This is a genomic window from Methylobacterium terricola (assembly GCF_006151805.1).
Lineage (GTDB): Bacteria > Pseudomonadota > Alphaproteobacteria > Rhizobiales > Beijerinckiaceae > Methylobacterium > Methylobacterium terricola.
The window spans coordinates 572,076-595,935 of the sequence record NZ_VDDA01000003.1 but is presented as its reverse complement, the minus strand read 5'-3'; the positions used below and the strand labels follow the sequence as shown (position 1 = coordinate 595,935).

Sequence of the window (23,860 nt, the reverse complement as noted above, 5' to 3'; positions counted from 1 at the left end):
GCAAGTTCTGGCCTCTGTCGAACAGCGAAAGAGAGGAGGTTGCCATGCCGACGGCTGCGCTTGAAGCGAGGCTCGATTTCTGGCTGACCGGCCCATGGGACGCCAAGGATCAGATCCGGCCGCTATTGGCTGCGCGGGGCGTGATCCGCTCGGCCAGCGCGGTCCTGGACGGCCTGCTCGGGGAGAGCGGCGCTGCGACCCGCCGGGCCCGGTCGCCGCTCCGCTTCCGGCGGTGGCGGGGACGACGCCGTTCGGGCCGCGGCGGCACGCGGCGGCGACGGATCTGACGACCTTCCACGCCCTGTCCTACGAACGGTTGCAGGCAGTCGGACCTGCTCGGGCCGAGGCTGAGCCCGGGCGGGCTCATGAACCTGCTGCGGCGCGCCGAGGGCGCCGACAGCACCCTTGGGGCGGTCCGCTGCGAGGACGCGGTGGTGCATCGACCTGCGATCCGGCCCAGGCGCTCCAAGCCCGGATGCGCCGGGCCCGCGACCACATCCTGACCTTCGCGGCCTTCCCGGGCACGATGCACGCATCCAACCGCGCCTGCGCGCGCGTCCTGCCGCCGGCAGGGGTCCAGTGCGAGGTGACCAACGGCGATCGGGCGATGGGGGCGGCACAGGGCGAGGCGGACCTTCGCCCCGTCGTCGCGCCCGCGGCACCCCGAACCAAGGACACCTCCTACGCCGCCCGGCCCGCCACCATCACCGCCCGATCAAAGCCCTGCTCCCAAGTGCAGGGAGGATGGAAAACGCGCGTGCCGAACGATAGTCGTGGGCAATTTCGCCGGACGAGGCAGTTCGGCGACCCCGGCAAATCAATCAGCCCCTGATCCTGCCTCATCTTGGCACGACCAGGGGCTTGCGCTTGCGACCAGACTCGCCCGCACACATCCTGTTCAGCAGAAATATCGTCTTGAGCCAGCCGTCTGACTAACTCATAGTGATATCTAAATTCTAATTGATTTCTTTCAGGCGGCGCTCCTGGCGTGAGATCAGCGATTCGATCTCAGCGATGTCGGCGTTTGACAATGCGGATGCCGGCTTCCGTGCGGCAGCCGATGCGATCGCGCCCCGCTTGGCCAAAATATGCTTCCTGATCGCCAACCCGTGGCCTGGCTGCTGCTCATAGCGCGCCAGAGGCAGATACGCATCGAAGATGTCCCGCGCCCTTTCTGCATCGCCGGCCGCGAAAGTCTTGCAGACGTCGACCATCATCTCGGGATAGCCGAACCCGGTCATCGCGCCGTCGGCGCCTCGCCCGAGCTCTTCCGGCAGGAAGAGACCGCCATTCCCGGCCAGGATCGAGATGCGGCGGGATCCGGCTCCGCTCGCCTTGCGCAGGGCTGTGATCTTCGCGAGACCCGGCCAATCCTCGTGCTTCAGCATCACGCACGTGGACTGATTTTCTACGATCTTCAGGATGACCTGGGGTGAAATCTGCACCGTGGTCGAGAGAGGGAAATCTTGCAGGACGAACGGGGTGTTCGGCCCGAGCGTGTCTGCGACCATGCGGTAGTAAGAGATGATCTGATCGTCCGTCCGTACCGTCGACGGTGGCGCCACCATCACACCGGACGCTCCGTCGCCCATGACGCTCGCGCTCAGCTCTCCCATCGCGGCAAACCCCGGGGCGGAGACCCCGACGACGGTCGGCACGCGGCCGGCGACGCGCGCCAGGACCCGGCGGACGAAGGTGCGCGATTCGTCCGCCGTCAGCTTCGGCGCCTCTCCCATCATGCCGAGGATGGTCAGCCCGGACGCCCCCTTCTCGAGGTAGAAATCCACCATGCGGTCGGTGCTGGGCAGATCCAGCTCGCCGTTATCCTTGAACGGCGTCACCGCGATCACGTAGACGCCCTTGGCGTCCTCGGTCAAAAGCGACATCAGTTTGCTCCTCTTGCAATTGTGTCCGGCAATAATTTGCCGGGATTCAGTCGTCCGCGCGGATCGAGCAAGGCCTTGATCGAAGCCATGAGGTCGAGTTCGATCGGGGACTTGCAGCGTCCCATCTCGGAGACGCGAAGTTGGCCGATGCCGTGCTCGGCGCTGATCGAGCCGCGCTGGCGGCGCGTTTCGTCATGGACCAGCCGGGTCAGGGCCGGCATCTCAGCCGTCCACTGCCCCTGATCGAGGCCGACGGGAGGCAGCAGGTTGTAATGGAGGTTGCCGTCTCCGAGATGCCCGAACACGATCGGGCGCACTCCCGGCAGTGCAGCCTTCACCCCGGCATCGGCCAGGGCCACGAACTCGCTCAAGGCAGCGGTCGGCACCGAAACGTCGTGTTTCGCGGCCATCCCCTCCCGGACGAGTGCCTCGGAGACACCTTCCCGGATCCGCCAGAAGGCCTTGGATTGCGTGCCGTCCTGCGCGATGGCACCGTCCAGCACGAGGCCCGACTCGATCGTGCTGGCCAGGACGTCTTCCAGGCGCCCGATCAACGCCGCCTCGTCGTCCGTGTCGGACAGCTCCATCAGCACGGCTGCGGGCGGCAGGGAGGCAAGCGGAAGACGCGCGCCCGACACGTGCTTGAGGATCAGGGCGAGAGTGTCTCCCGTCATGTACTCGAACGCCGTCAGGCGGTCGCCGCATCTCGCTCTCACGGTCGAAAGGAGGGCGAGAGCGGCATCGACGTCCTGGACCGCGACGAAGGCGGTCGCACGTGCACGGGGCGCCGGGAACAGCTTCAACACGGCGCCGGTGATGACGCCGAGGGTGCCTTCCGACCCGATGAACAGGTCGCGCAAGGCATAGCCGGTGTTGTCCTTCCGGAGAGCCGTCAATCCGTCCCACACCCGCCCGTCGGACAGCACGACTTCCAGCCCGAGCGTCAGCTCGCGCATCGTCCCGTAGCGCAGGACGGCGACGCCCCCCGCATTGGCAGCCAGGTTGCCGCCGATCGTGCAACTCCCCTCCGCGCCAAGACTGAGCGGAAAGAAGCGGTCGGCGGCGCTGGCGGCCTCGTGAACGCGGGCCAGGACCACGCCGGAATCGACCGTGATGGTGTTGCCGATGGTGTCGACGGCCCTCACGCGGTTCATCCGAGCCAGGGACAGCAGCACGGCCTCGCCCGTCCGGTCCGGGGTCGCGCCGCCCGAGAGGCTGGTGTTGCCCCCTTGCGGAACGACCGGGACATCCCGCTCGGCGCAGAGGGCCATGACGGCGGAAACCTCGTCGACGGATCCCGGCCGCACCACGGCGAGGGCGCTACCCCGGTACTTGCCGAGCCAATCGGTCAGAAACGGAGCCTGCTCCTCCCCGAGAAGGACATTCCGCTCGCCGACGATGTCGACGAGCATCGCGATCAAATCGCCCACAGATTGTCTCCCTTGAAATCAGGGCCGCAACGACAGACACAGGACGACGCATCCGATTCGGCGTCGGCCACCCCCGTGCGCAATCATTGCCGCGCCATACAAATCTTACGTTTGACGAGGCGGCGATCTACTCGTCGCGCGAGACTGATCTCGATCAAGATCAATCTCGCCAAATCATCCCGGGCCAGCGACCAGAGCATCGCTCCGACGACGTGGATACCGGTTCGCCGCAGACGATGCGGCGACATCGGCAACCTGGAGGGATTCGCGATTGCGGCGCGATCGTGAGGTGCTCTCGGCCTCGCGATCGGCGGAGGCTCTCACAACAGCTCGGCACCGAAGTTTCTGCGGGGGTCCATGTCGGCGACGAGCTTGCCGGTCGGCTCTGCCGCCCAGCCGCCCGTGCGGCCGAGCCACCGGCCGGATCCCGGGGCAGCCTTGCACATTCCGTCGGCGACGACGTCCTCGCCGCGACGAAGGACCCGCTCCGGCCAGCCTCGAACGACCGTGCCGGCGAAGGGGGTGAACCCGGTGCGATCATGCATGATGTCGTCGCTGATCGTGACGGTCCGAGCCGGATCCCAGATCGCGATGTCGGCGTCGTAGCCCGGCAGCAGAGCGCCCTTTCCCGGCAGGTTGTAGATGGCCGCCGGCGCCGTGGCGGTCAGCTGGACGAAGCTCTCGATGCCCCGCCCGTTGAATTCCGGCCGACCGCGCGACACGAGCGCGTCGAAGAGGAGCGGCAGGCGCGTCTCGAGCCCGGGCATGCCGTTCGCGATCTGCTTGAAGTTCGGATTGGGACCGGCCGCGAGCTTTCCGGTCTCGTCGAGACGGTAGGGGGCATGGTCGGAGGTGACGGTCTGAAGGTCTCCGAGCGCCAGCGCCTGCCAGAGCGCGTCCTGGTCGGCCACCTCGCGCGTCGGGGGGGAGCACATCCACTTCGCCCCTTCCACGCCCGGCCGGTCGAGATCGGCCTTCGTCATGAACAGGTATTGCGGGCAGGTCTCGGCGAAGACCTTCAACCCGCGCCCGCGGGCCTTGCGGACGACGGCGGCTCCCTCCGCAGTCGAGACGTGAAAGACCATGATCGGCTGATCGAGCAGCTCGGCCGCCGCGATCAGCCGGTTGATGGCTTCCGCCTCCGATCCGCGCGGATGGCTGATCGCGTGGTACTTCGGTGCCGTATACCCCTTCTCGACCAGCCGTTTCCCCATCCAGGAGATCATGCCGTGGTTCTCGGCGTGGACGCAGACCAGGGCACGGTTCTGCCGCGCGGTGAGAAGCAGGTCGAGCAGCGGCTCGTCGTCGACCTTGATGAGGTCGTAGGTCATGAAGACCTTGATCGACGCGTGCCCCTCGCGAATCAGGGCCGGCAGATCGGTCTCGATGGTCTTGCGGTCGGGATTGGCGACGATCAGGTGGAACGCATAGTCGATCAGAGCGCCGCGCCGACCCAGTGCTGCGTAGTCGTCGACGACCTTGCGGAGATCGAGCCCCCGGTGCTGCGCGGCGAACGCGATCAGCGTGGTATTGCCGCCGAAGGCGGCCGAGGTCGTGGCGCTCTCGAAGGTGTCGGCATTCGTCAGGCCGTTGGCGGAGACCTGCTCGACATGGGCATGCGTGTCGATGCCGCCGGGCAGGACGAACTTGCCGGTGGCGTCGATCTCGCGCGCACCAGCCGGCAACCCGAGGCCGACCGCCGCGATCCGCCCGTCCTTGACGGCCACGTCGGCCGGGAAGGCGGCGGTCGCGGTCCCGACGGTCCCGCCGCGAATCACAAGATCGTAGTTGGACATCGTCATTCCCTCCTCGTCAGGCGACCGAAACGGTGCCGACGGCCATGGCGACGGCGGCTTGAGTGGGGTCGATCACCGGCACGCCGAGCGCGTCCTCCAGGAGACGGCGGTGGCGGGCCATGCCGGCGCAGCCCATCACGATGACACCGGCGCCGTCCCGCTCCTTGAGCTGGGTGCCGACCTCGATCATCCGGGCCAACGTCCCCTCGCCGGACGCGCTCTCCGCGACCGACATCTCGAGCGGGCGTTCCCCGGCGAGGCGCTCGAGCAGACCCATCTGGCGCAGATACCGGATGTGGCGCGGGATCGAGGCGGACTTGATCGCGATCACGCCGAACCGGTCGGCGCGGGTCAGCGCGGTCAGCACGCCGCATTCGGCGATGCCGAACACGGGCTTGGCCGTTCCCTCGCGCGCCACGTGCAATCCGGGATCCGAGTAGCACGCGATCACGAACGCATCGGCGTCGTCGGCGGCCTCGATCCGGCGGCGCAGCGGAAGGGCGACGCCGTCGACGTGAGCCTGCGTCTCGATTCCAGGGGGGCCGTCGGGGAGGCTCTCGCACACGATCTCCGGCCCCTCCGCGAAGGACAGCGGCAGCAGGGCTTGGCGGAGACCCTCGGTGACGACCGCGTTGGAGTTCGGATTGATCACCAGGATCCTGCGACGACGGGGCATCGTAACTCTCTTCGATTGGAGCGGGTTCGCGGATGGACGCGGCGCGCGGTCAGCCGACCTCGCGGCAGATCCAGTCCGCGAGGATCGTGCAGGCCGCCAGGAAGTCGTCGGTCTCCATCGCCTCGTCCGGATTGTGGCTGCCGTGCTCGTTGCGGACGAACAGCATCGCGATCGGCACGCCGGCCGCCGCGAAGGCCGCGGCGTCGTGCGACGCCGGGCTGCCGAGCGGGATCGTGCGGATCCCGAGGCGCCCGGCACCAGCCGTGAAGGCGGACGAGATGGCGGGATCGACCGGCCCGACGGCCGCGCTCGCCCGCGTACCCAACGCGAAGCGCACGTTCCGGCGCGCCTCGATCTCGCCGATCCGGGCCAGCATGGCCGTCTCGAGCCGCGCAAGCACGTCGGGATCGTATGCGCGCACATCGAGGCTGAAGCAGAAGCTGCCGGGCACGGTGGTGAGCCCGTGCATCGTCGGATCGGTGTGAAAACGACCGAAGGTGACGGCCATGGGGATGCCGGCGGCCTCCTCGCGCTCCCACATCGCGTCGAGCCAAGCGGCGAGCTCGACCGCGGCCATCGAGGCATCGCGCCTGAAGCGGCGCGGCGTGCCGACGTGATCGTGCCGGCCCGCGACGCGCGCGTCGGGGTAGCGGAAGTTGCCCGGCACACCGGTGCAGACGGCGACGGGAACACCGGATTCGACGAGGGTGGCGGCCTGCTCGATGTGAACCTCGAGGAATGCCCGGATGGTGGCCGGATCGAGATGGCGGGCACCGCGTCGGATCGCGTCGGGATCGCCGCCCGCATCCGCGATGTGACCGGCGAGCGTCCGGTCGCCGTCGATCCGCCGCGCCTCGAGTGCCGCGGCCGGAAGGGTGCCGAGCGCCGAGCGGCTTCCGATGTAGGAGACCTGGAACCAGACGCTCTCCTCCGCCCGGATGCCCATCACGGTGACGTCGCAGCACGGCGTGACGCCCAGTCGGCACAAGGCCTCGATGGCGACGAGGCCCGCCACCACCCCGGCGGCCCCGTCGTAGTTCCCGCCGTGAGGGACGCTGTCGAGATGCGAGCCGATGATCAGGCGCGGCGCCGTCCGATCGCGACCCGGCAACGTGACGTAGGTGTTCGCCGCCAGGTCCTGCTCCACCAGGAGGCCGCGTGCCACACCGTGCTCGGCCAACAGGCGATGGGCGAAGGCCTCACCGGGACCGTAGGTGTCGCGCGTGATGCCGGGGTTTCCCTTGGTGGCCAGGGCGAGGGTGTTGAAGAAATCCTCGACAAGCCCTCGCTGCGCCTGGATGGCGGCGACGAGGTCCGACTCGGCGGGAGCCGCCCGGGGGATCGATGATCGAGTGGATGACATCATGAGTTCCAGGTAGCGGCCGGAGCGCTCCGACCCGTCGTTGCGAACGGCGCGGTGTCGACATGTCCCGTCGTCACCGCGCGGACGAAGGTTGGCGACGCGGGGACGGTCCTCGCTTGACCGGGCGCGGGCGAGGAACGCCGCCTACCGGCCTCCCTTCATCGGCTGCTCCCGTTTGCGCCTCGTCGACCCGGCGCGCCGCATGGGACCGTGACGGTCATTTCGCCGACGCATTTTCCAGGCGGCTCACGATCCGCACGACGGGCCAGAGCATGACGAAGTAGATGATGGCCGCGAGGACGACGGGCGAATTGTTGAACGTCAGGGACCTCGCCATATCGGCCGAGTACAGCATTTCCTGCAACGAGACGACGCTCGCGAGAGATGTCAGCTTGACGACCTCGACCGTGTTGGAGATCAGGTCCGGCAGGACATTTCGCAACGCCTGCGGAAGGACGACCCAGACGAAGGTCTGATCGGCGCGGAGTCCGGTCGATCTCGCGGCCTCCCACTGCCCGTTGGGGACGCTCTCGATCCCGGCCCGGATGACCTCACCGTAATACGCCGCGTTGTTGAGGAAGAACGCGATCGAGACGGCGGCGAGCGGCGACAACCGGAGCCCGAGGAACGGCAAGCCGGAATAGATCAGGATCAGGAGGACGAGAGGCGGAAGAGCGCGCATGAGGTCGACCGCGAGCGCCAGCGCACGGCGCGCGACGGCACTCTTGGCCATGCTGCCGACCGCCACCAGGATCCCGCCGAGAATGCCGAGGGGGATGACCACCAGGCAAATCAACAGCGTGGTCTTGAGGCCCTCCAGGATCAGGGGCAGGGCCTTCGACATGATGTCGAGGTTGAAGAATTGCTGGAAGAGGATGTCCATCAGTGACGCCTCCAGGCAAACCGCCCCTCGACCCACCGGCCGAAGCCGATGATCGGGATGAAGAGGACGAGATAGGCGAACGCTCCCATCATGAGCGGGGTCGCATTGCCCGAGAACGACACGGCCGTGGTGGCCTGGTTGATGATCTCGGGAACGCCGATGACCGTCCCCAGGGCCGTGTTCTTGGTGATCGCGATGGTCCTGTTCGTCAGCGGCGGAACGGCGAGCCGCAGCGCCTGAGGAAGCACGACGTACAGCAGAGCCTGAACCTCGGTGAGGCCGGTCGATCGCGCAGCCTCGCGTTGCCCCTTCTTGACGGAGATGAGCCCGGCCCAGACGATCTCCTCGACGAAGGCGGTCAGCACGGCCGACAGCACGAGCCATATGACGGCGAACCCCGAGATATCGACGCCGAGGCTCGGCAGCCCGAAATAGGCGAGCAGCACGAGGACGAGCGGCGGGACCGCGCGGGCGACGTCGACGAAGACCAGCAGCGGCCATTTGATCCACCGGCCGAAGAGCCATCGAAGGACGGCGAGACCGATCCCCGCCGTGATCCCCGTGACGACGACGAGCGCCGCGATCTCCAGCGTGACCACCACGCCCTTGAGGATGGCAGGCCACGTCGCGAGGATCTGCTGGGCGTTGAAGAAGGTATCGATGAAATGATTCATCGGCGGTCCTTCAGCGATCTTCGTTCGAGACGAACGCGCGCGTCCGAGGCTGGGCGTCCGGTCCAAAGATCTGCGCCGGAGGCCCCTGCTCGACGACGACCCCTCCCTCCATGAAGACCACCCGGTCGGCCGCTTCGCGGGCAAACCGCATCTCGTGGCTCACGACCAGCATGGTCATCCCGGCTTCCCGCATGCTGCGCATCGTCGCCAGCACGCTGCCCACCAGCTCCGGATCGAGCGCGGAGGTCGGCTCGTCGAAGAGCATCATCTTCGGCTCCAGCGCCAACCCGCGCGCGATCGCGACGCGCTGCTGCTGCCCTCCGGAGAGCTCGGCGGGATAGGCGGACGCCTTGTGCGCCAGACCCACACGCTCGAGCGCCGCCATCGCGATCGTCTTCGATTCCGGTCCCGACTTTCCCAGCACCTTGCGCAAGGCGAGCGTCACGTTCGACAGCGCCGTCATGTGCGGGTAGAGATTGAAGGACTGGAACACCATCCCGATGCGCCGTCTCAGGGCGTTGACGTCGAGCTTGGGGTCCAGCACTTCCGATCCGTCGAACCGGATCGAGCCGCTCGTCGCCTCTTCCAAGCGGTTGCAGCAACGCAGCAGCGTGCTCTTGCCTGATCCGGACGGCCCGATCAGGAAGACGAGTTCTCCGGGAGAAACGTCGACATTGATGCTCTTCAGGACTTCGAGACTGCCAAATTTCTTGGACACGTCGCGAATTCGCAGGAGGGGCTCGACGCTCTGAATCTCGGCTGCGGCACCCGGAGCGCGGCTCGGGAGGAACGACGCGGCGCTCTGCATCTCAGCCTCGGCACGCGGCGGCGTGGGGAGCCGGATCGTAGTTCGGCATGCCGGGAACGCCGTAACCGGGGTCGACCGTGACGGCCACGGCGCCGGCCGACGGCTTGACGCCGAACCACTTCTCGTGAAGCGCCGCGATGGTGCCGTCCGACTTCAGGCACTCGATCGCCTGGTCGAGATCCTTGCGCAGCTCGACCGAGTCCTTCCGCAGGGCGATCGCCCAGACGAGGCCGGTCGGATGCAGCAGCGACAGCTGGATCTGAGGGTTGTTCTTCGCCGCCCATTGCACGACGGTGTTGCCGGCGACGTTGGCGAAGGCCCGGTTCGCGAGCACGGCCTGGACGGCGTCGGTCTGGGTCCCGTACGACTCGACCTTCCAGCCGATCTTGTCCGCCATCTCGCGGGCCCAGCTGTCATACGCAGAGCCCTTGTTCACCGAGATGGTCTTGCCGCGAAGATCCTCGAGCTTCGCGATGGGAGGAGCGCCCTTCTTCGTCACAAACTGGAAGTCGGTGTTCAGGTAGCCCTCGGTGAACAGGAGGTTCTCGGCACGATCCTTGTTCACCGTGACGGGCGCGACGAGGAAGTCGTACGTGCCGGCCTGAAGGGCCGGGATGAGGCCGGAAAACTGCGCCGTATCGACCGTGACCGGCCGTCCCAGCTTCTTGCCCAGGGCATCCGCCAGATCGACGTTGAACCCTTCGATCCCGCCCGACAGCTTGGGCATCGCATGCGGCGCGAAGGTCCCGTCGACGGCGGTTCTCAAAGGGGCCTGGGCCACCGCAGCGTGTGCGGCCAGCATCATGAATCCGGCGGCCGCCAGCATGCTTCTCATCGCAACTCTCCGTGATGTCTCTGACGAGGATTGAGCCGCGATCCGAGTTCGCGCAACCACCCCACTATAAAGAAACTTGCGTTTCTATAGCCCCCGGCTATAGTCGGCTAAATTTCAGGCATGTGCGGAAAAAATGCTCAACCTACGGCAGCTCCAAATTTTTCGCGAGTTGATACGCTGTCAAACCACAGTATCTGTCGCGCAAAGTCTTGGACTGTCCCAGCCAACGATCAGCAATGCCATCAAGCACATGGAGAGCCAGCTCGGATTCACGCTGTTCGAGCGCAGCGGCAATCGACTGGTCCCGACACAGGAAGCGATGGAGATCTACAGGGACAGCGAGCCGATCTTCAAGATGATGCTGTCTTTCTCGAAGAGACTGGCAAATGTCCGCGATACCCGCGTCGGATCCTTGCGCCTGCTGGCGACGCCCCCGATCGCGAACGCCGTCGTCCCGTCTGCGCTCAAAAGCTTCAAGAGCACGCGCCCGGACGTCAACATCTCGTTCGATGTCCATCGAACCGAGGGCGTGATCGACGGTGTCGAGAGTGGACGCGCCGATCTCGGGGTTTCACTCGAGCCCTACGTCCGACCCGGCCTGGAATTCGAGCTCATCGGGACCGGACAGATGGTCTGCGCCTTCCAGCCCGGGCACCCTATCGGAGCAAATCACGAAGTTTCCGAGGATACGACCAAGCCATATCCGCTCATCTGCTATGAGCCGGACACCAGATTTGGCTCTCTACTTCGTCGGGAATTCTTCAACGAGCCTCCCTCGGCGGGCTCTATCGAAGTTCAATACTCGTACACGGCGTGCCTGCTCGCTGAAGCCGGGCTTGGAGTCGCCTTCGTCGACTCGTTCACGAGCATCCATGGCAGCCGGTACAAGATCGACGTCCGGCCGTTGCGACCCAGCGTGAGCGTCGACGCCTACGCGATCTACCAGAAGGCGCGTGCTCCGAAACGGCTGGTCCGAGCCTTCATCGATCAACTCAAACTGACGATCGCGGAGCAGTTGTGAAGCCGCTGACGCGATGCACGATCGGACGCACGCATCCCCGCAGGATATCCTGCATCTGCCGCGACGCTTTCGCGTGATTGCCTTCGATCCGAACCCGCGGGGTCTTCAGCTCTTGGCTCGAGGCTCGGTGCACAAAAACTAGGCCGGCGGCCTGCAAGGTGCCGCCGGCCGTCGCCCATCCTGCGGTTGCGGATGGGGCGCAGAGCTACGTGCTGGAGAGGCGTTGCGCCGTCCCGTGGGCGGACGTTCGGTCGCTCGCCGAGGGGCCGTGCCCTCACGGCAACCGGCCCTCACATCAGATGCTGGCGATCAATCCGCCATCGACGCGAATGACGCTTCCGGTGAGATAGGCGGCCCGCTCGCTCGCGAGGAACGCGACGGCATCGGCATATTCGTCCGGGCGACCGTAGCGGCCGAGCGGGATGGAGCCCGTGCTTTCCTGGGTGACGGCGTCGACGCTGCGGCCCTCGCGCTTGGCCTTCTGCTCGTCCAGGAACCGGATCCGGTCGGTGGCGATGCGGCCGGGAAGGATGATGTTCGAGGTGATGCCGTGGCTGCCGACCTCGCGCGCCAGCGTCTTCGACCAGCCCACGAGCGACAGTCGCAGGGCGTTCGAGATGCCGAGATTCGGGATCGGGGACACGACGCCGGACGAGGTGCTCGTGATGATGCGGCCCCACTTGCGCTCGCGCATGCCGGGCAGGACGCGATCGGTGAGCGCGATCACCGACAGGACCATGGCCTGGAAATGCTTCGCCCAGAGGTCGGACGACTGGCCGGAGGCGGGGGTGGGCGGCGGACCGCCGGTGTTGTTGACCAGGATGTCGACGGGGCCGAGGCTCGCCTCGATGCGGGCGACGTTGGCCTCGATGACGGAGAGATCCGCCAGGTCCCACTGAATCGCCAGGGTCTCGCTGCCGGCGGCCTTCACCGCATCGCACGCGCGGTCGAGCGCCGCTTGATCGATGTCCGCGACCGCGACCTTGACGCCTTCGCGGGCCAAGCCGAGCGCGATGGCGCTGCCGAGCCCGCCGCCGCCGCCGAGCACCAGCGCGGTCCTGCCGGAAATCCCGAGATCCATGTCATCTCCTTCGTGTTGATCAGGCGTCTGCCAGGCCGTCGACGCAGCCGTCGATCAGGTTGAGGCCCAGCAGGAACTCGGACGGGAAGGTCGTCCGGATGACGGGCTCGACGGCGATCGGACCGGCGAGGAGATCGTGCTCCGCCTGCCGGGCGTCGACGGCCTCGGCGTGTTCGACGCGGCGGAACCGGAATGACGTTCCGGGACGCGCCTGCGCCAATCGACCCAGATCGGCGCCGATGATCGTCGCGATCTTCGGATAGCCGCCGGTCGACTGACGGTCGGCCATCAGCACGATCGGCTGCCCCTCGCCGGGCACCTGGATCGCCCCCATGGCGATGCCGTCGGACACGATGTTGTAGCCGCGGGCATGCGTCAGCGTCGGCCCCTGGAGGAAGCAGGCCATGCGGTCGCCACGGGTCGACACGGTCCAAGGTCCTGCCAGGAAGCGTTCGATCTGGTCGGCCGAGAAGGAGTCCGCCTGGGGCCCCATGATCACCCGGATGGTGTCAGCGGGCCGGTCGAGGGCCGGGACGTCGATCCGCCCTGCCGCCACCACGGGCCGGCCGGAGGCAGGCGCCGCGATCCGGTCTCCGGCCCGCAGGGCACGTCCGTCGATGCCACCGATGCCGGTCCGGGTATGGGTCGAGGCCGAACCGAGCATCAGCGGGACATCGAGGCCGCCGGGAACGGCCAGGTAGCACCAGGCTCCCCCCGGCCCTCCGCGGATCTTGAGCGTCGATTCCGGCTGGACGGTCACGACGACGGCCGGCGGGAGATCCTGGCCGTCGAGGGAGATCGCGAACGCCCCTCCGGCCAGCGCGACCGTGATCGGATCGTTCTCCGCGGTGAGTTCGAGGCCGCCGAGCGACACCTCGATCGCGGCCGCCCCCCTCGGATTGCCGAGGGCGCGGTTCGCGACGGCGTGCGCGAACGGGTCCATGGGGCCCGCGCCCGTCACGCCGTACCGCAGCAGCCCATGCCGGCCCTCGTCCTGCACGGTGCAACCGGGACCGGCCGCGAGGATCTTGAGCTTGGGCGTCACGGCTCCTCCGTCCTCGCCACCACCTCGCCCGCTTCGGCCCGGGCGTGCAGGCCCTCGAACGTCGTGCTGTCGATCGGCTCGAAACGGAGGGTGTCGCCGGGTTCGAGCAGGAACGCTCGCGACCGCTCGGGAGCGTAGAACTTCTCGGGCGTCCGCCCGACGACATACCAGCCCGTCGGCATGGAGAAGGTGCCGATGGCGCTGAGCCCTCCCCCCACGGTCACGGCCTTCGGCTCGTGCGGCGGGCGGGGCGTGCTGCGGCGCGAGACGGCGATCGCCTCCGGCAGGCCGCCGAGATAGGTGAAGCCCGGTGCGAACCCGTACATGTAGACGCGGTAGGTCGCCCCCGAATGCAGCGCCGCCACATCGGCCGGCGGCAACCCGGCGATCGCTGCCAGCTCCGCCAGATCCTCCCCGTGCGGCTCCTCGTAGCAGCAGGGGACGATCCAATGCGTCGACGCGCGCCGGTGCGCCGGCGCGGCCGTCAATGTGTCCTCGACCGCCGCGACCAACGCCTCGCGCCTGATCCTCAGCGGGTCGTAGTGGATCATCAGCGAGCGATAGGTCGGAACCAGTTCGCGTATGCCGTTGATCTGCGACGCGGCCAGGATCTCGTCGAGGCAGAGCACCCGGTCGCTCACCGCGGGGTCGACCACCGACCCGAACTCGACGACGAGGGCCGCCTCGCCGGCATCCAGGAATCGCGGGCTCGTCGTGGGTCGTGGGCTCATACGAAGATGGTCACCCTGTCGAGGTTTCGGGGCGCTTCGGACGGACCGATCAAGCGGATCGCGCCTTGTCCGCCAGCGGCGGGCAGGCGGCACGCTTGTCGAACCGTGCCACGCGCGCCAGCAGGTACTCGATTTCCTCGACGGCCGCCGCCGACAGGCTGCCGCCGGGCGCCCGGAGGGCGTGGGACGACAAGAGGCCGCGACGCATCAGGATGTACTTGCGGGCATTCAAGCCGAGGCCGGGCTGCTGTTCGTAGCGCAGCAGCGGGAGGTGGGCGTCGAACAGGTCGTGGGCCTCGTCGCGGCGGCCGGCTTTCGACAGGCGCACCGTATCGACGAGCATGTCGGCGAAGGCGTAGCCCGTCATGGCGCCGTCCGCCCCGCGCTCCATCTCGAAGTCGAGGAAGAGACCGTTGTTGCCGCACAGGATCGAGACGTGGCGCAGCTCTCCCGCGGCTTGCCACTTGCGAAGCGTCGAGATCTTCTCGAGGCCAGGCCAATCCTCGTGCTTCAGCATCACGCAGGACGGGTTGTCGGTGATGATGCGCTTCAGCACGAGCGGCGTCATCACGACGGAAAAATTCAGTGGGTAGTCCTGGATGCAGAACGGAACGTCGGCTCCGATGGCGTCCGCGGCCTGACTGTAATAGCTGACGATCTGGTCGTCGGTCCGCAACGTGTTCGGAGGCGCGATCATCACGCCCGCGGCACCGGCATCCATCGCCGCGCGCGCCAGGGAGCGCATGGCCGCGAAGCCGGGCGCGGAGACGCCGACGATCGTCGGCAGGGAAGGAGCACGCTTGATGAAGCGGAACGCGACGTCGAGCGCCTCCTGGGCGTCGAGCTTGGGTGCTTCACCCAGCACCCCGAGCACCGTCATCCCGGTGCATCCGCTCTCGACGTAGAAGTCGCAGAGGCGATCGATCGACTGGACGTCGACGCGGCCGTCCGCGTGGAAGGGCGTGGGGGCAATGGGATAGACGCCTGACGCGCTGGCTTCGAGTTTCATCGCCTCACCTCCTGGATCGCCGGGCCGGGATAGGGCCCTCGCGACCGAAAGGAAATTCAGGAGTTATCGACTTCGGACGAAGGAGATTCCTGCATGCCGCAGAATCGCGTACGAGGCAGGGATGAATACGCGCTACCTGAGAGCCCTCTGCCTGGTGTCCGAGCATGGCTCCATCGCGGCAGCGGCCCGCGAGCTCGGGCTGGCCCATACCTCGATCGCCGAGCAGATCAGATCCCTCGAGGCCGATCTGTCCGCCAAGCTCGTCGAAAGGCGGGGCCAGCGCATCGTTCTGACGAGCGCGGGTCAAGCGATCCTGGAGACGGCCCGGCGGATCGTGTCGCAGGCCGACGAGATGCGTCACCTGGCGCAAGGCGGGCGTCCGGCCGGCCGGCTGCGCGTCGGGTCCATCTCCACGGCTCTCACGACCGTGATCCCGGCCGCTCTCCAGACCTTGGCAAGAAGCTTCCCGGACATCGATCTGACGGTCATTCCGGGCACCTCGGCAGGTCTCTTCCGGCTGCTGGAGAACAACGAGATCGATTGCGCCCTCGTGGTTCAGCCGCCTTTCCAGCTGCCCAAGAGCCTGGATTGGCGGCATGTGCGAGATGAGCCGCTCGCACTGGTGACGCGAGCCACGACTGCCAGCACCGATGTGAAGACGATCCTGGAAGACGCGCCATTCATACGCATGGACCGTAAAGCGTGGACAGGCCAGATCGTCGAGTCGTTCCTGTCCAGCCGAAACATTCTCGTCAGCGAGCTTTTCGAACTCGATGCACCTGAAGCCATCGTGATCCTCGTCTCCCGCGGGCTGGGTGTGACGCTCCTGCCCGATTGGGGAATTGCGACGCTCAACATCGGCGGCTTGCAGATCACCCCGGTCGGGCAGGGCCGCTTCAGGAGAACGATCGGCCTCTTGAGCAGGGCCGGGCCCGCCAAGGCGCTCGTCGACCGCTTTCAACAGGCCCTCACGGAGGCCGATCGCTGAGGTGACGGGCCGATGCGCACGATCAAGCATCCGTCACACCTCCCGGTCACCCGCTTCGCTCACTGCGCCGGCCTCGACGCGGCGGCGATGTCGCGAGCCTCGCCAGGCTGGGCCGCGCACCCGTGCCGCCGCTCACGAGAGCGCGTCGCAGCGATGACGGCGGGGTCGGCTCACCCTGGCACGCGCGCCTCAGGACGGCTCGTAGGCGGCGACGGTCACTCCCTGGCTCTCCAAGCTCGACCGCAATGTCCTGGCCATCACGACAGCCGCGGGATTGTCGCCGTGCACGCAGATCGAGTCGATCCCGACATCGAGCCGTTTGCCGGACGTGGAGATGATCGCGCCCTCGTTGAGCATGCGCAGGACATGCTCCGTCGCGAGCGCGGCGTCGTGGATCACCGCGCCGGGTTTCGAGCGATCGGTCAGGTTGAAGCTGTCATCGTAGGTGCGATCCGCGTAGATCTCGCGCAGGCTCGCGAGGCCTGTTCTGTCGGCTGCGCGCTCCGTCGCCGTGCCGGGCATGATCATGAACAGCAAGGTCGGATCCGCCGCCTTGATCGCCCGGGCGACGCCCAAGGCCCACGCATCGTCGTCGGCGCACATGTTCCCGAGGGCCCCATGCGTCTTGACGTGCGTGATGGGATGTCCCGCCAGGGTCGCGACCGATTGCATCGCGCCGATCTGGTACGCGACGATCGCTTCCAGTTCGTTCACGCTGATGCCGGAAATGCGGCGCCGGCCGAAGCCCGCCAGGTCGGAGAAGCCGGGATGGGCCCCGACACGAACGCCCTTCTCCCGCGCGACGCCGACGGTGTTGCGCATGATCACGGGGTCGCCGGCGTGAAAGCCGCAGGCGACGTTCGCCGTCGTGATGATGTCCATCATCGCCGCGTCGTCACCCATCGTCCAAGGACCGAAGCCCTCGCCCAGATCGGCGTTGAGGTCGATTCTCATTGTTCCTCCGGTTGGTTCGGTGGGCGAAACGCAGGCGACCTGGGAAGACCGCCGACCTGGGAAGACCGCCGACCCGGGCAGCCCTGCCCTATCCGAGCCGGGTGACGATGCTCTGCTTGACGCTCTCGAGATGGCGCCGCATGGCACTCGCCGCCTCGTCCGCCTGACCGCCGCCGATCGCCGCCGTGATCGCCAGATGCTCGCGACAGGTGCTTTCGAACCGTTCAGGCAGGCTGCGCAGATCGAAGATCTGAGTTTGGCGCCTCAAGGTCCGGATGATCGCCGTCATTTGGCTGTTGGCGGCCGCGTCGAGGATCATCGAGTGCAGCCGCTCGTCGATCTCGCGCACCTCCGCGCGATCGGGAACCTCGCCCTGGCACGCGCGCGAGACCAGCGTCTCGAGGCGCGCCGTCACCTCTGCGCAGACGTCCTTGCTCACGTGCGGCGTTGCGGCCCGCGTGGCCTCGGGTTCGAGGAGGATGCGGATGGACAGGTTGTCGATGAAGTCGCCGATGTTCATGGCCTTCACCTGAAGGCCGCGGGAGCCCTGGCGCACCAGCAGACCCTCCGCTTCGAGCATGAGCAAGGCGTCGCGGAGGGGCGTCCGCGACATCTTGAGATACTCGGCCAGGCGCCGCTCCTGCAGGAGCGTGCCGGGCGCGATCTGCCGGGACATGATGAGGCCCAACACCTGCTCGTACGCGTGCTGCGCCAAGCGGCTGTCGGATGTCGCGAGGACCGGCTGGAGCGGAGTTTCGTTCATCGTGGCGATCTTCGACGCCTGCCCGACCGCGGGGTCGCAGCCGGTGGGGCGACACCTCTGGTAGATCATTGGCATACCGGCACACCCGAGAGGCAGCAAGACAGGCTTGTCCGTGCAGGCGCCGTGGCCGGCGCGAGCACCGGGACGTCGCACGCGGTTCAGGCCGGGCGCCCGAGCTCCGCCCCGACGACCGACACCCAGTACTTGATCCCGAGGGGGATCACGGCGTCGTTGAAATCGTAGACGGGCGTATGCAGGCCCGCGAAGCTGCCGTCGTCCGCGACGCCGTTGCCGATCCGCATGAACGAGCCGGGACGGACGGCCATCATGTCCGCGAAGTCCTCCCCGCCGGTGGTCGGCTCGATCGAACGAAGAACGTTCCGCGCGCCCACGACGGCCTCGGCGGCCGTGAGCGCCGCCGCGGTCGGTCCGGTCGCGTTCACGACGGCGCCGGGCCCGCGGTCGTAGGTCGTCTCGGCCCGACAGCCCCAGCTGCGCGCCGTCCACCGGGCGAGCTCGCCGATGCGCGCCTCGAGCAGATCCCTGACGCCCTCCGTGTAGGAGCGCGCCGTTCCACGGATGGTCAGTTCCGCCGGGATCACGTTCGGCGCGTCCGGCGACCCGGCGTGAATGGAGCCGACGCTCAGGACGGCCGTGTCGATCGGCGCGACGTTGCGTCCGACGATGCCCTGCAAGCCGAGGATGAAGTGGGCCTGCGCGTAGGTGATGTCGGTGGACATATGCGGGCCGATCCCTCCATGTCCGCCGACCCCACGAAAGACCACGGTGAACATGTCCGACGCGGCCATGATCGGGCCGGCCTGGGTGCCGAAGACGCCGACTCCCATGCCCGGCGTGTTGTGGAGGCCGTAGATCGCATCGCAGGGGAAGCGCTCGAAGAGCCCGTCGCGGACCATCGCGAGAGCCCCGCGGCGTCCCTCCTCCGCGGGCTGGAAGATGAGGTGGACCGTGCCCTCGAACTCGGGGACGGCCGCCAGGTAGCGCGCCGCACCCAGCAGCATGGTCGTATGCCCGTCGTGACCGCAGGCATGCATGAGGCCCGGATGGCGTGAGGCATAGGGCAGTCCCGTCTGCTCGTGGATCGCCAGGGCATCCATGTCGGCGCGCAGCCCGATCGCGCCGCGCCCGGGCCGCCGCCCCCGGATCGTGCCGACCACGCCCGTCCCGCCGATGCCGTCGCAGACCTCGACGCCCCAGCCCCGAAGCCGATCGGCGACCAGCCGGGAGGTCCTGACCTCCTCCAGCCCGAGCTCGGGATGCGCGTGGAGGTCCTGGCGGATCGCGACCAGGTCGGGGAGGTGCTCAGACAGCCAATCGTCCAGGTGTCGCATGGTCGAGCTTCCGGTCGGGAGACGAACGGTACGGTTGTGCCACTCCGTCGGCTCCGCCGCACGGCCTCTCGGCCGATGGCGGCAGGGCTCTGGAACCGGCAAGGCGCGCTCGATCGGGACCCACGTCCCGACCAGCCTGGCGTCGCACGGTCAGCGAGGTCGGCGGCCGATGCCGCCCTCCCTCATCGGCTCATACGATTTCCGGTCGATCGCTTCGCGGTGCGGCAATCGGCTTCGCTCAAGCGCCGCGCGGGCTTGCGATGTGAAATCCGGAAGGAGTCGTCCGGATTTCACATCAGACGGCCGAGGTGCGGATCGGATTCTTCGGAGCGGGCGAGTAGCCGATCAAAGGCGTGAGGAGCTTCTCGTAGGTCCCATCCGCGATCATGTCCCCCAGCGCCTTGTTGACCGCGGCGTGCAGGTTCGGCTTGCCCTTCTTGATCGCCATGCCCTTCTGGATGACGCTCAGGGGCGCGTCGAGCATCACGAACGGCAGCTTGCGCGTGCGGATCGCGTAGTTGCCGGCCACGGCATCGTTGATCACGGCGTCGAGATTGCCGCCGGCCAGATCCTGCATCGCGTCGGCCGCGGCCTTGTAGCTCTTCAGGTTGCCCCCGTGCTCCTCGGCGAGCTTGCCGAAGGAGGAGGCGGCGACCGCGCCCACGTTGCGGCCCTTCAGATCGGCCGGGGTCGCGATGCCGGTATCCTTGCGCGTGATGACGCGGGCGCCGGATTCGAGCCAGCCGTCCGCGAACGCGACCTGCTTCTGGCGTGCCTCCGTGATGTCCATGGACGCGCTCGTCATGTCGTACTGATCGGCCATCAGCCCGATCAGCAGAGAATCGAACTTGACGATCACCGGCTCGTATTGGAGCCCGAGCCGGCGCGCGATCTCGCCCGCCACCCGCATCTCCAATCCGTCCAATTGACCGCTGGGCGTGCGCATGCTGAAGGGTGCGAACGTTCCCTCCGTGGCGACGAGCAGCTTGCCCGGCTGCAGGAGTTCGAGAGAGGCCGCCTTCGCCACGAAGGGGGACGCCGCGGCGACCGCCGAGAGCGTCCCGAGGAGAAACTGTCTGCGTTCCATGTTCACCTCCATGATGGATAACCGGGGGACATCGTCCATCCTCACGGCCCGGTCCGGGACGAGAGGGCGGCCCGACTTATGAGAATCGGGCGTATCGACGCTCGAAGAAGGCCGAAAGCTGCGACAGAACGGATGTAATGACGAGGTATATCAAGGCAGCTGCGATATAGAAATCGAACGGCCTGAAAGTCGTGGCGATCATGAGCTGTGCGAACAGCGTCAGCTCGACGACCGTGATCGTCGACAGGAGCGAGGTGTTCTTGACGGCCGAGATCGCCTCGTTCGTCAGCGACGGCAGGATGATGCGGAGAACCTGAGGCAGAATGATCCGGATCATCATGCCTTGGCGGGTCATGCCGAGGGCGAGCGAGGATTCGAACTGGCCCTTCGGGATCGCGCTCAATCCGGCCCGGATCGTCTCCGCCACGTAGGCGCCGCTGCTCACCCCGAGGGCGATGATGCCGGCCACGACGGGCGAGAGCTTGATGCCGATCTGCGGCATGCCGAAATAGACGATGAAGACCTGGACCAGCGTCGGCGTGCCCCGGATGAACCAGACGTAGAAGCTGGCGACGCCGCGGATCGGCGCGAAGCGGGACTGCTTTCCCAGCGCACCCAGCAAACCGCAGACCCAGCTCACGAGGATGCTGGCGATGGTGACACCCAATACGACCACGGTCGCAGCCAGGAACCCAGGTCCGTATTCGACAACATCTTCCCAAAAATTCACAAACATCGCCGTGCTCGCCGCGTCTTCCCTGAGATGAATGCCTATGCGGTCAGGCTGATGGCCCGAGCTGCGCAGGGTCGTGGACGACGCGTCTCAGGAATTGCCGCAGCCTGTCGCTGCGAGGGTTGCCGATGATCTCGGCCGGAGGGCCGTCCTCGGCCACCACGCCCTGGTCGAAGAACAAGGTCCGTGTGCCGACATCGCGCGCGAAGGCCATCTCGTGCGTCACGATCAGCATCGTCATGCCCTCGGCCGCGAGCGAGCTCATGAGCGAGAGCACCTCACCGACGAGCTCCGGATCGAGCGCGGAGGTCACCTCGTCGAACAGCATCACCTTGGGCGACATCGCGAGGGCCCGCGCGATCGCCACGCGTTGCTGCTGGCCGCCCGACAGCTTCGACGGGTAGGAGCCCCGCTTCTCGTAGAGACCGATGCGGCCGAGCAGCCCTTCCGCCTGCTCGATCGCCTCTCTGCGGCTCATCTTGCGCACGTGGATCGGCGCCTCGATGACATTCTCCAGGACGGTCTTGTGCGGCCAGAGATTGTAGCTCTGGAAGACCATCCCGATCCGGGTGCGAAGTTCGCAAAGCTGGCGCGATGTCGGCTGGCGACGCGCCCCGGACTCGAAATCGAGCGAGAAGTTCTCGAACTCGAGATGGCCGGCGCTCGGTGTCTCCATCAGGTTGAGACAGCGCAGGAACGTGCTCTTGCCCGAGCCGCTCGCGCCGATGACGGAGATGACCTCGCCCTCGCGAACACTCAGCGAGATCCCCTTCAGTACCTCGAGCTGTCCGTAGCTTTTTCTCAGCCCGTTGACCGAGAGCATCGGCTGAGCAGATGCGCCGGTGTCGCAATGTGCGGCCTGCGTCACGATCCTCTCCCGCTCGAACGACAGCGAGCTTCCGGCTGCTGCATTGATCTCATCTGGCGACCGTCGCAGTGGTCCTGTGCGGGCGGCGCTTCGCTGGCGGCCAGACCGGAGGCAGGTTTTTTTGCCGCGAGCCACTGGCGCGAGACCTCCGTACCCTGGTATACCAGTGGAGTTCAAGCGGCATTTTTTTGCTCGCATGCACGATCAGGCGGCAAATGCCTGTATTCCGCACAGTCTGCTGGTCCTAGGCCGTGTCGTTTCCGCAAGGCGCTGCGCAACGGAAGGACAGCTTCAGGATCTCGGCTCGGGACTGACGATCGGTGACATACCTCCCGTTCGGTCCCGGTGGCCCCCATACGAGGATCATTTCAGAGTGAGCGACGATAGCGTCCTTCGAGCGGATCGGCGGCTGTGCGAACACCTGTTCTCGCAGCTGCTGATGTTCAGCCGTGACGATCCGGGGGTGACCCGGGCGGCCTACGGCGAAGGGGAGCAGAAGGCGCATGCGCTCATGCGCGAGACCGGCTTGGCGCTCGGCCTGTCGTCGCAACAGGATGCGGCCGGCAATCTTTTCCTGACCTTGGCGGGGCTGGACCCGCACTTGCCGGCCTGGATGATCGGATCGCACGTCGACACGGTTCCGCATGGCGGCAACTTCGATGGTGCCGCCGGCGTGATCGGTGGGCTGGCGGCCGTCGCGGGCCTGAGGCGGGTCGGCCTCACGCCTCGGCGGTCGGTCGTGGTGGCGGCCTTCCGGGCTGAGGAGAGTACCTGGTTTCCGGCCTCGTACATCGGCAGCAGGGCCGCTTTCGGCCTCCTCCCCCCGGAGGTGCTCGACATGCCCCGGTCCGATGACGGGGTGAGCCTGCGCGAGCACATGACGAGGTGCGGGCTCGAGCCGGGCAGGGTCGAGCGCGGCGAGTCGTTGTTGCGCGAAGCATCGCTCCACGGCTTCGTGGAGATGCACATCGAGCAGGGTCCGTTGCTGGACCGGGCGGAGATCCCCGTCGGCTTCGTCACCGGCATCAGCGGGAGCTTCCGGTACAGAAGCGCGGCCTGCTTCGGGAGCTACGCCCATTCGGGAGCGGTGGGACGATCCGACAGAGCCGATGCCGTCTTTGCTCTGGCGGACCTGATCGGCGGGCTCGATGCCTTCTGGGGCATGCTGGACGCGGATGGTCGACAGGCGACCATCACCTTCGGCGAAGTCTCGACGGACCCGGCGATGCACGCCTTCGCCAAAGTGCCGGGCGAGGTCCGCTTCTGCATCGACGTACGAAGCGTCGAGGCCGACGTTCTGGCGGCCGTCGAAGTGGAACTGGCTCGGCTCGTCACCCGGATCGAGGCGGCCCGCGGCGTTCGCTTCTGCCTGGGTGAGCGGACCGGCAGCACCCCCGCCGTCATGAGCCGGCTCCTCAACGAGGATCTGGCGTCGCATGCCGATCGCCTCGGCATCCGCCACCGCACCATGATCAGCGGAGCCGGACACGATACGGCCGTTCTGGCGAACCGTGGCGTTCCGAGCACGATGGTGTTCGTCCGAAACCAGAATGGCAGCCACAACCCGCAGGAAGACATGCGCCTCGAGGATCTCTGCGACGCAGCCACGGTGGTCGCGCACCTGATCGCCGAGCGCGATCACGACGCCGCGCCGCGACGGGAGCGGTCGCGCGCCCGGATCGAGACGACCCGCGCAGCCTGAACGATGTCTATCGGTGGTCGCCGGAGGTCCCGTCATCCGTACGGGTCCTCCGCATGATCGCCGAGGATGAGCGGAACGCTGGAGGGACCTGCATCGCTCGCCCCGGTCCGTATCCGGCGTGGATCCTGGGCTGTCCCTGGCTTCGGCCCGCGAGCGAGCTTGCCAGCGCAGGGTT

Annotated in this window: 23 protein-coding genes and 1 pseudogene; 5 read left to right on the top strand and 19 right to left on the bottom strand. The window is 67.2% G+C overall.

The features are described from left to right. Positions 1-44 precede the first annotated feature (44 nt). Both FF100_RS36990 and FF100_RS37770 read left to right on the top strand, forming a co-directional pair. Positions 45-287 (top strand): hypothetical protein, encoded by a 243-nt coding sequence (locus FF100_RS36990; protein WP_171070109.1) that lies wholly within the window; start codon positions 45-47, stop codon positions 285-287. Next, a pseudogene (locus FF100_RS37770) lies at positions 212-640 on the top strand (hypothetical protein); the annotation flags it as partial. The gene FF100_RS36990 and the pseudogene FF100_RS37770, both read left to right, overlap by 76 nt. 316 nt (positions 641-956) lie before the next feature. Here FF100_RS37770 and FF100_RS10095 read toward each other — a convergent pair. The 9 genes from FF100_RS10095 to FF100_RS10055 all read right to left on the bottom strand — a co-directional run bounded on the left by FF100_RS10095 (position 957) and on the right by FF100_RS10055 (position 10,342). Beyond that, positions 957-1,886 carry a dihydrodipicolinate synthase family protein gene (locus FF100_RS10095; protein WP_139035569.1) on the bottom strand — a complete coding sequence of 310 codons (930 nt, stop codon included), beginning with the start codon at positions 1,884-1,886 and terminating at the stop codon, positions 957-959. Beyond that, on the bottom strand, positions 1,886-3,316 hold the full coding sequence (locus FF100_RS10090) for an FAD-binding oxidoreductase (protein ID WP_246101999.1): 1,431 nt from the start codon (positions 3,314-3,316) through the stop codon (positions 1,886-1,888). The genes FF100_RS10095 and FF100_RS10090 overlap by 1 nt, the downstream gene beginning before the upstream one ends. A gap of 320 nt (positions 3,317-3,636) precedes the next feature. Further along, positions 3,637-5,118 (bottom strand): dihydropyrimidinase, encoded by a 1,482-nt coding sequence (gene hydA / locus FF100_RS10085; RefSeq protein ID WP_139035568.1) that lies wholly within the window; start codon positions 5,116-5,118, stop codon positions 3,637-3,639. 10 nt (positions 5,119-5,128) lie between these two features. Next, complete coding sequence (locus FF100_RS10080) at positions 5,129-5,788, bottom strand: aspartate/glutamate racemase family protein (protein WP_171070108.1); 660 nt, start codon at positions 5,786-5,788, stop codon at positions 5,129-5,131. 49 nt (positions 5,789-5,837) lie between these two features. After that, positions 5,838-7,151, bottom strand: a complete 1,314-nt coding sequence (locus tag FF100_RS10075; RefSeq protein WP_139035567.1) for a hydantoinase/carbamoylase family amidase — start codon at positions 7,149-7,151, stop codon at positions 5,838-5,840. A 217-nt stretch (positions 7,152-7,368) separates the two neighbouring features. Continuing rightward, the gene (locus FF100_RS10070) at positions 7,369-8,034 is read right to left on the bottom strand and encodes an amino acid ABC transporter permease (protein WP_139035566.1); all 666 of its coding nucleotides are present in this window, start codon (positions 8,032-8,034) and stop codon (positions 7,369-7,371) included. Beyond that, positions 8,034-8,774: an amino acid ABC transporter permease gene (locus tag FF100_RS10065; protein ID WP_205824819.1), complete on the bottom strand. Its 741-nt coding sequence runs from the start codon at positions 8,772-8,774 to the stop codon at positions 8,034-8,036. The genes FF100_RS10070 and FF100_RS10065 overlap by 1 nt, the downstream gene beginning before the upstream one ends. After that, positions 8,719-9,516 carry an amino acid ABC transporter ATP-binding protein gene (locus FF100_RS10060; protein ID WP_139035565.1) on the bottom strand — a complete coding sequence of 266 codons (798 nt, stop codon included), beginning with the start codon at positions 9,514-9,516 and terminating at the stop codon, positions 8,719-8,721. The genes FF100_RS10065 and FF100_RS10060 overlap by 56 nt, the downstream gene beginning before the upstream one ends. Position 9,517: 1 nt before the next feature. After that, complete coding sequence (locus tag FF100_RS10055) at positions 9,518-10,342, bottom strand: transporter substrate-binding domain-containing protein (RefSeq protein ID WP_205824817.1); 825 nt, start codon at positions 10,340-10,342, stop codon at positions 9,518-9,520. 142 nt (positions 10,343-10,484) lie between these two features. On the opposite strand from FF100_RS10055, the gene FF100_RS10050 reads away from it, so the two are divergent. Continuing rightward, the gene (locus FF100_RS10050) at positions 10,485-11,372 is read left to right on the top strand and encodes a LysR family transcriptional regulator (protein WP_139035563.1); all 888 of its coding nucleotides are present in this window, start codon (positions 10,485-10,487) and stop codon (positions 11,370-11,372) included. Positions 11,373-11,667: 295 nt separating this feature from the next. Here the strand turns inward: FF100_RS10050 and FF100_RS10045 are convergent, their stop codons facing one another. Genes FF100_RS10045 through FF100_RS10030 form a run of 4 tightly spaced genes read right to left on the bottom strand, consistent with a single transcriptional unit; the run spans position 11,668 to position 15,238 of the window. Next, positions 11,668-12,453 carry an SDR family oxidoreductase gene (locus tag FF100_RS10045; RefSeq protein ID WP_139035562.1) on the bottom strand — a complete coding sequence of 262 codons (786 nt, stop codon included), beginning with the start codon at positions 12,451-12,453 and terminating at the stop codon, positions 11,668-11,670. A 19-nt stretch (positions 12,454-12,472) separates the two neighbouring features. Beyond that, a complete protein-coding gene (locus FF100_RS10040; RefSeq protein WP_139035561.1) occupies positions 12,473-13,498 on the bottom strand; it encodes a 5-oxoprolinase subunit C family protein in 1,026 nt (341 codons plus the stop codon). Further along, positions 13,495-14,229, bottom strand: coding sequence for a 5-oxoprolinase subunit B family protein (locus FF100_RS10035; RefSeq protein ID WP_139035560.1), 735 nt, complete (start codon positions 14,227-14,229; stop codon positions 13,495-13,497). The genes FF100_RS10040 and FF100_RS10035 overlap by 4 nt, the downstream gene beginning before the upstream one ends. Before the next feature lie 49 nt (positions 14,230-14,278). Further along, positions 14,279-15,238 (bottom strand): dihydrodipicolinate synthase family protein, encoded by a 960-nt coding sequence (locus FF100_RS10030; protein ID WP_139035559.1) that lies wholly within the window; start codon positions 15,236-15,238, stop codon positions 14,279-14,281. A 121-nt stretch (positions 15,239-15,359) separates the two neighbouring features. On the opposite strand from FF100_RS10030, the gene FF100_RS10025 reads away from it, so the two are divergent. Beyond that, positions 15,360-16,226 (top strand): LysR substrate-binding domain-containing protein, encoded by an 867-nt coding sequence (locus FF100_RS10025; protein ID WP_139035558.1) that lies wholly within the window; start codon positions 15,360-15,362, stop codon positions 16,224-16,226. 189 nt (positions 16,227-16,415) lie between these two features. Here FF100_RS10025 and FF100_RS10020 read toward each other — a convergent pair whose 3' ends face one another. The 6 genes from FF100_RS10020 to FF100_RS09995 all read right to left on the bottom strand — a co-directional run bounded on the left by FF100_RS10020 (position 16,416) and on the right by FF100_RS09995 (position 21,938). Further along, the gene (locus FF100_RS10020) at positions 16,416-17,180 is read right to left on the bottom strand and encodes a LamB/YcsF family protein (protein WP_139035557.1); all 765 of its coding nucleotides are present in this window, start codon (positions 17,178-17,180) and stop codon (positions 16,416-16,418) included. A gap of 88 nt (positions 17,181-17,268) precedes the next feature. Next, positions 17,269-18,018 carry a GntR family transcriptional regulator gene (locus FF100_RS10015; protein WP_139035556.1) on the bottom strand — a complete coding sequence of 250 codons (750 nt, stop codon included), beginning with the start codon at positions 18,016-18,018 and terminating at the stop codon, positions 17,269-17,271. A gap of 83 nt (positions 18,019-18,101) precedes the next feature. Further along, positions 18,102-19,295, bottom strand: a complete 1,194-nt coding sequence (locus FF100_RS10010) for an amidohydrolase (RefSeq protein WP_139035652.1) — start codon at positions 19,293-19,295, stop codon at positions 18,102-18,104. Positions 19,296-19,590: 295 nt separating this feature from the next. Next, complete coding sequence (locus FF100_RS10005; RefSeq protein ID WP_139035651.1) at positions 19,591-20,382, bottom strand: transporter substrate-binding domain-containing protein; 792 nt, start codon at positions 20,380-20,382, stop codon at positions 19,591-19,593. A 76-nt stretch (positions 20,383-20,458) separates the two neighbouring features. Next, a complete protein-coding gene (locus tag FF100_RS10000) occupies positions 20,459-21,118 on the bottom strand; it encodes an amino acid ABC transporter permease (RefSeq protein ID WP_139035555.1) in 660 nt (219 codons plus the stop codon). A 43-nt stretch (positions 21,119-21,161) separates the two neighbouring features. Beyond that, positions 21,162-21,938: an amino acid ABC transporter ATP-binding protein gene (locus FF100_RS09995; protein ID WP_139035650.1), complete on the bottom strand. Its 777-nt coding sequence runs from the start codon at positions 21,936-21,938 to the stop codon at positions 21,162-21,164. Between the two features lie 418 nt (positions 21,939-22,356). Here FF100_RS09995 and FF100_RS09990 point away from each other — a divergent pair, with 418 nt between their 5' ends. Next, on the top strand, positions 22,357-23,685 hold the full coding sequence (locus FF100_RS09990) for a Zn-dependent hydrolase (protein WP_246101998.1): 1,329 nt from the start codon (positions 22,357-22,359) through the stop codon (positions 23,683-23,685). The last annotated feature ends 175 nt before the right edge of the window (positions 23,686-23,860 follow it).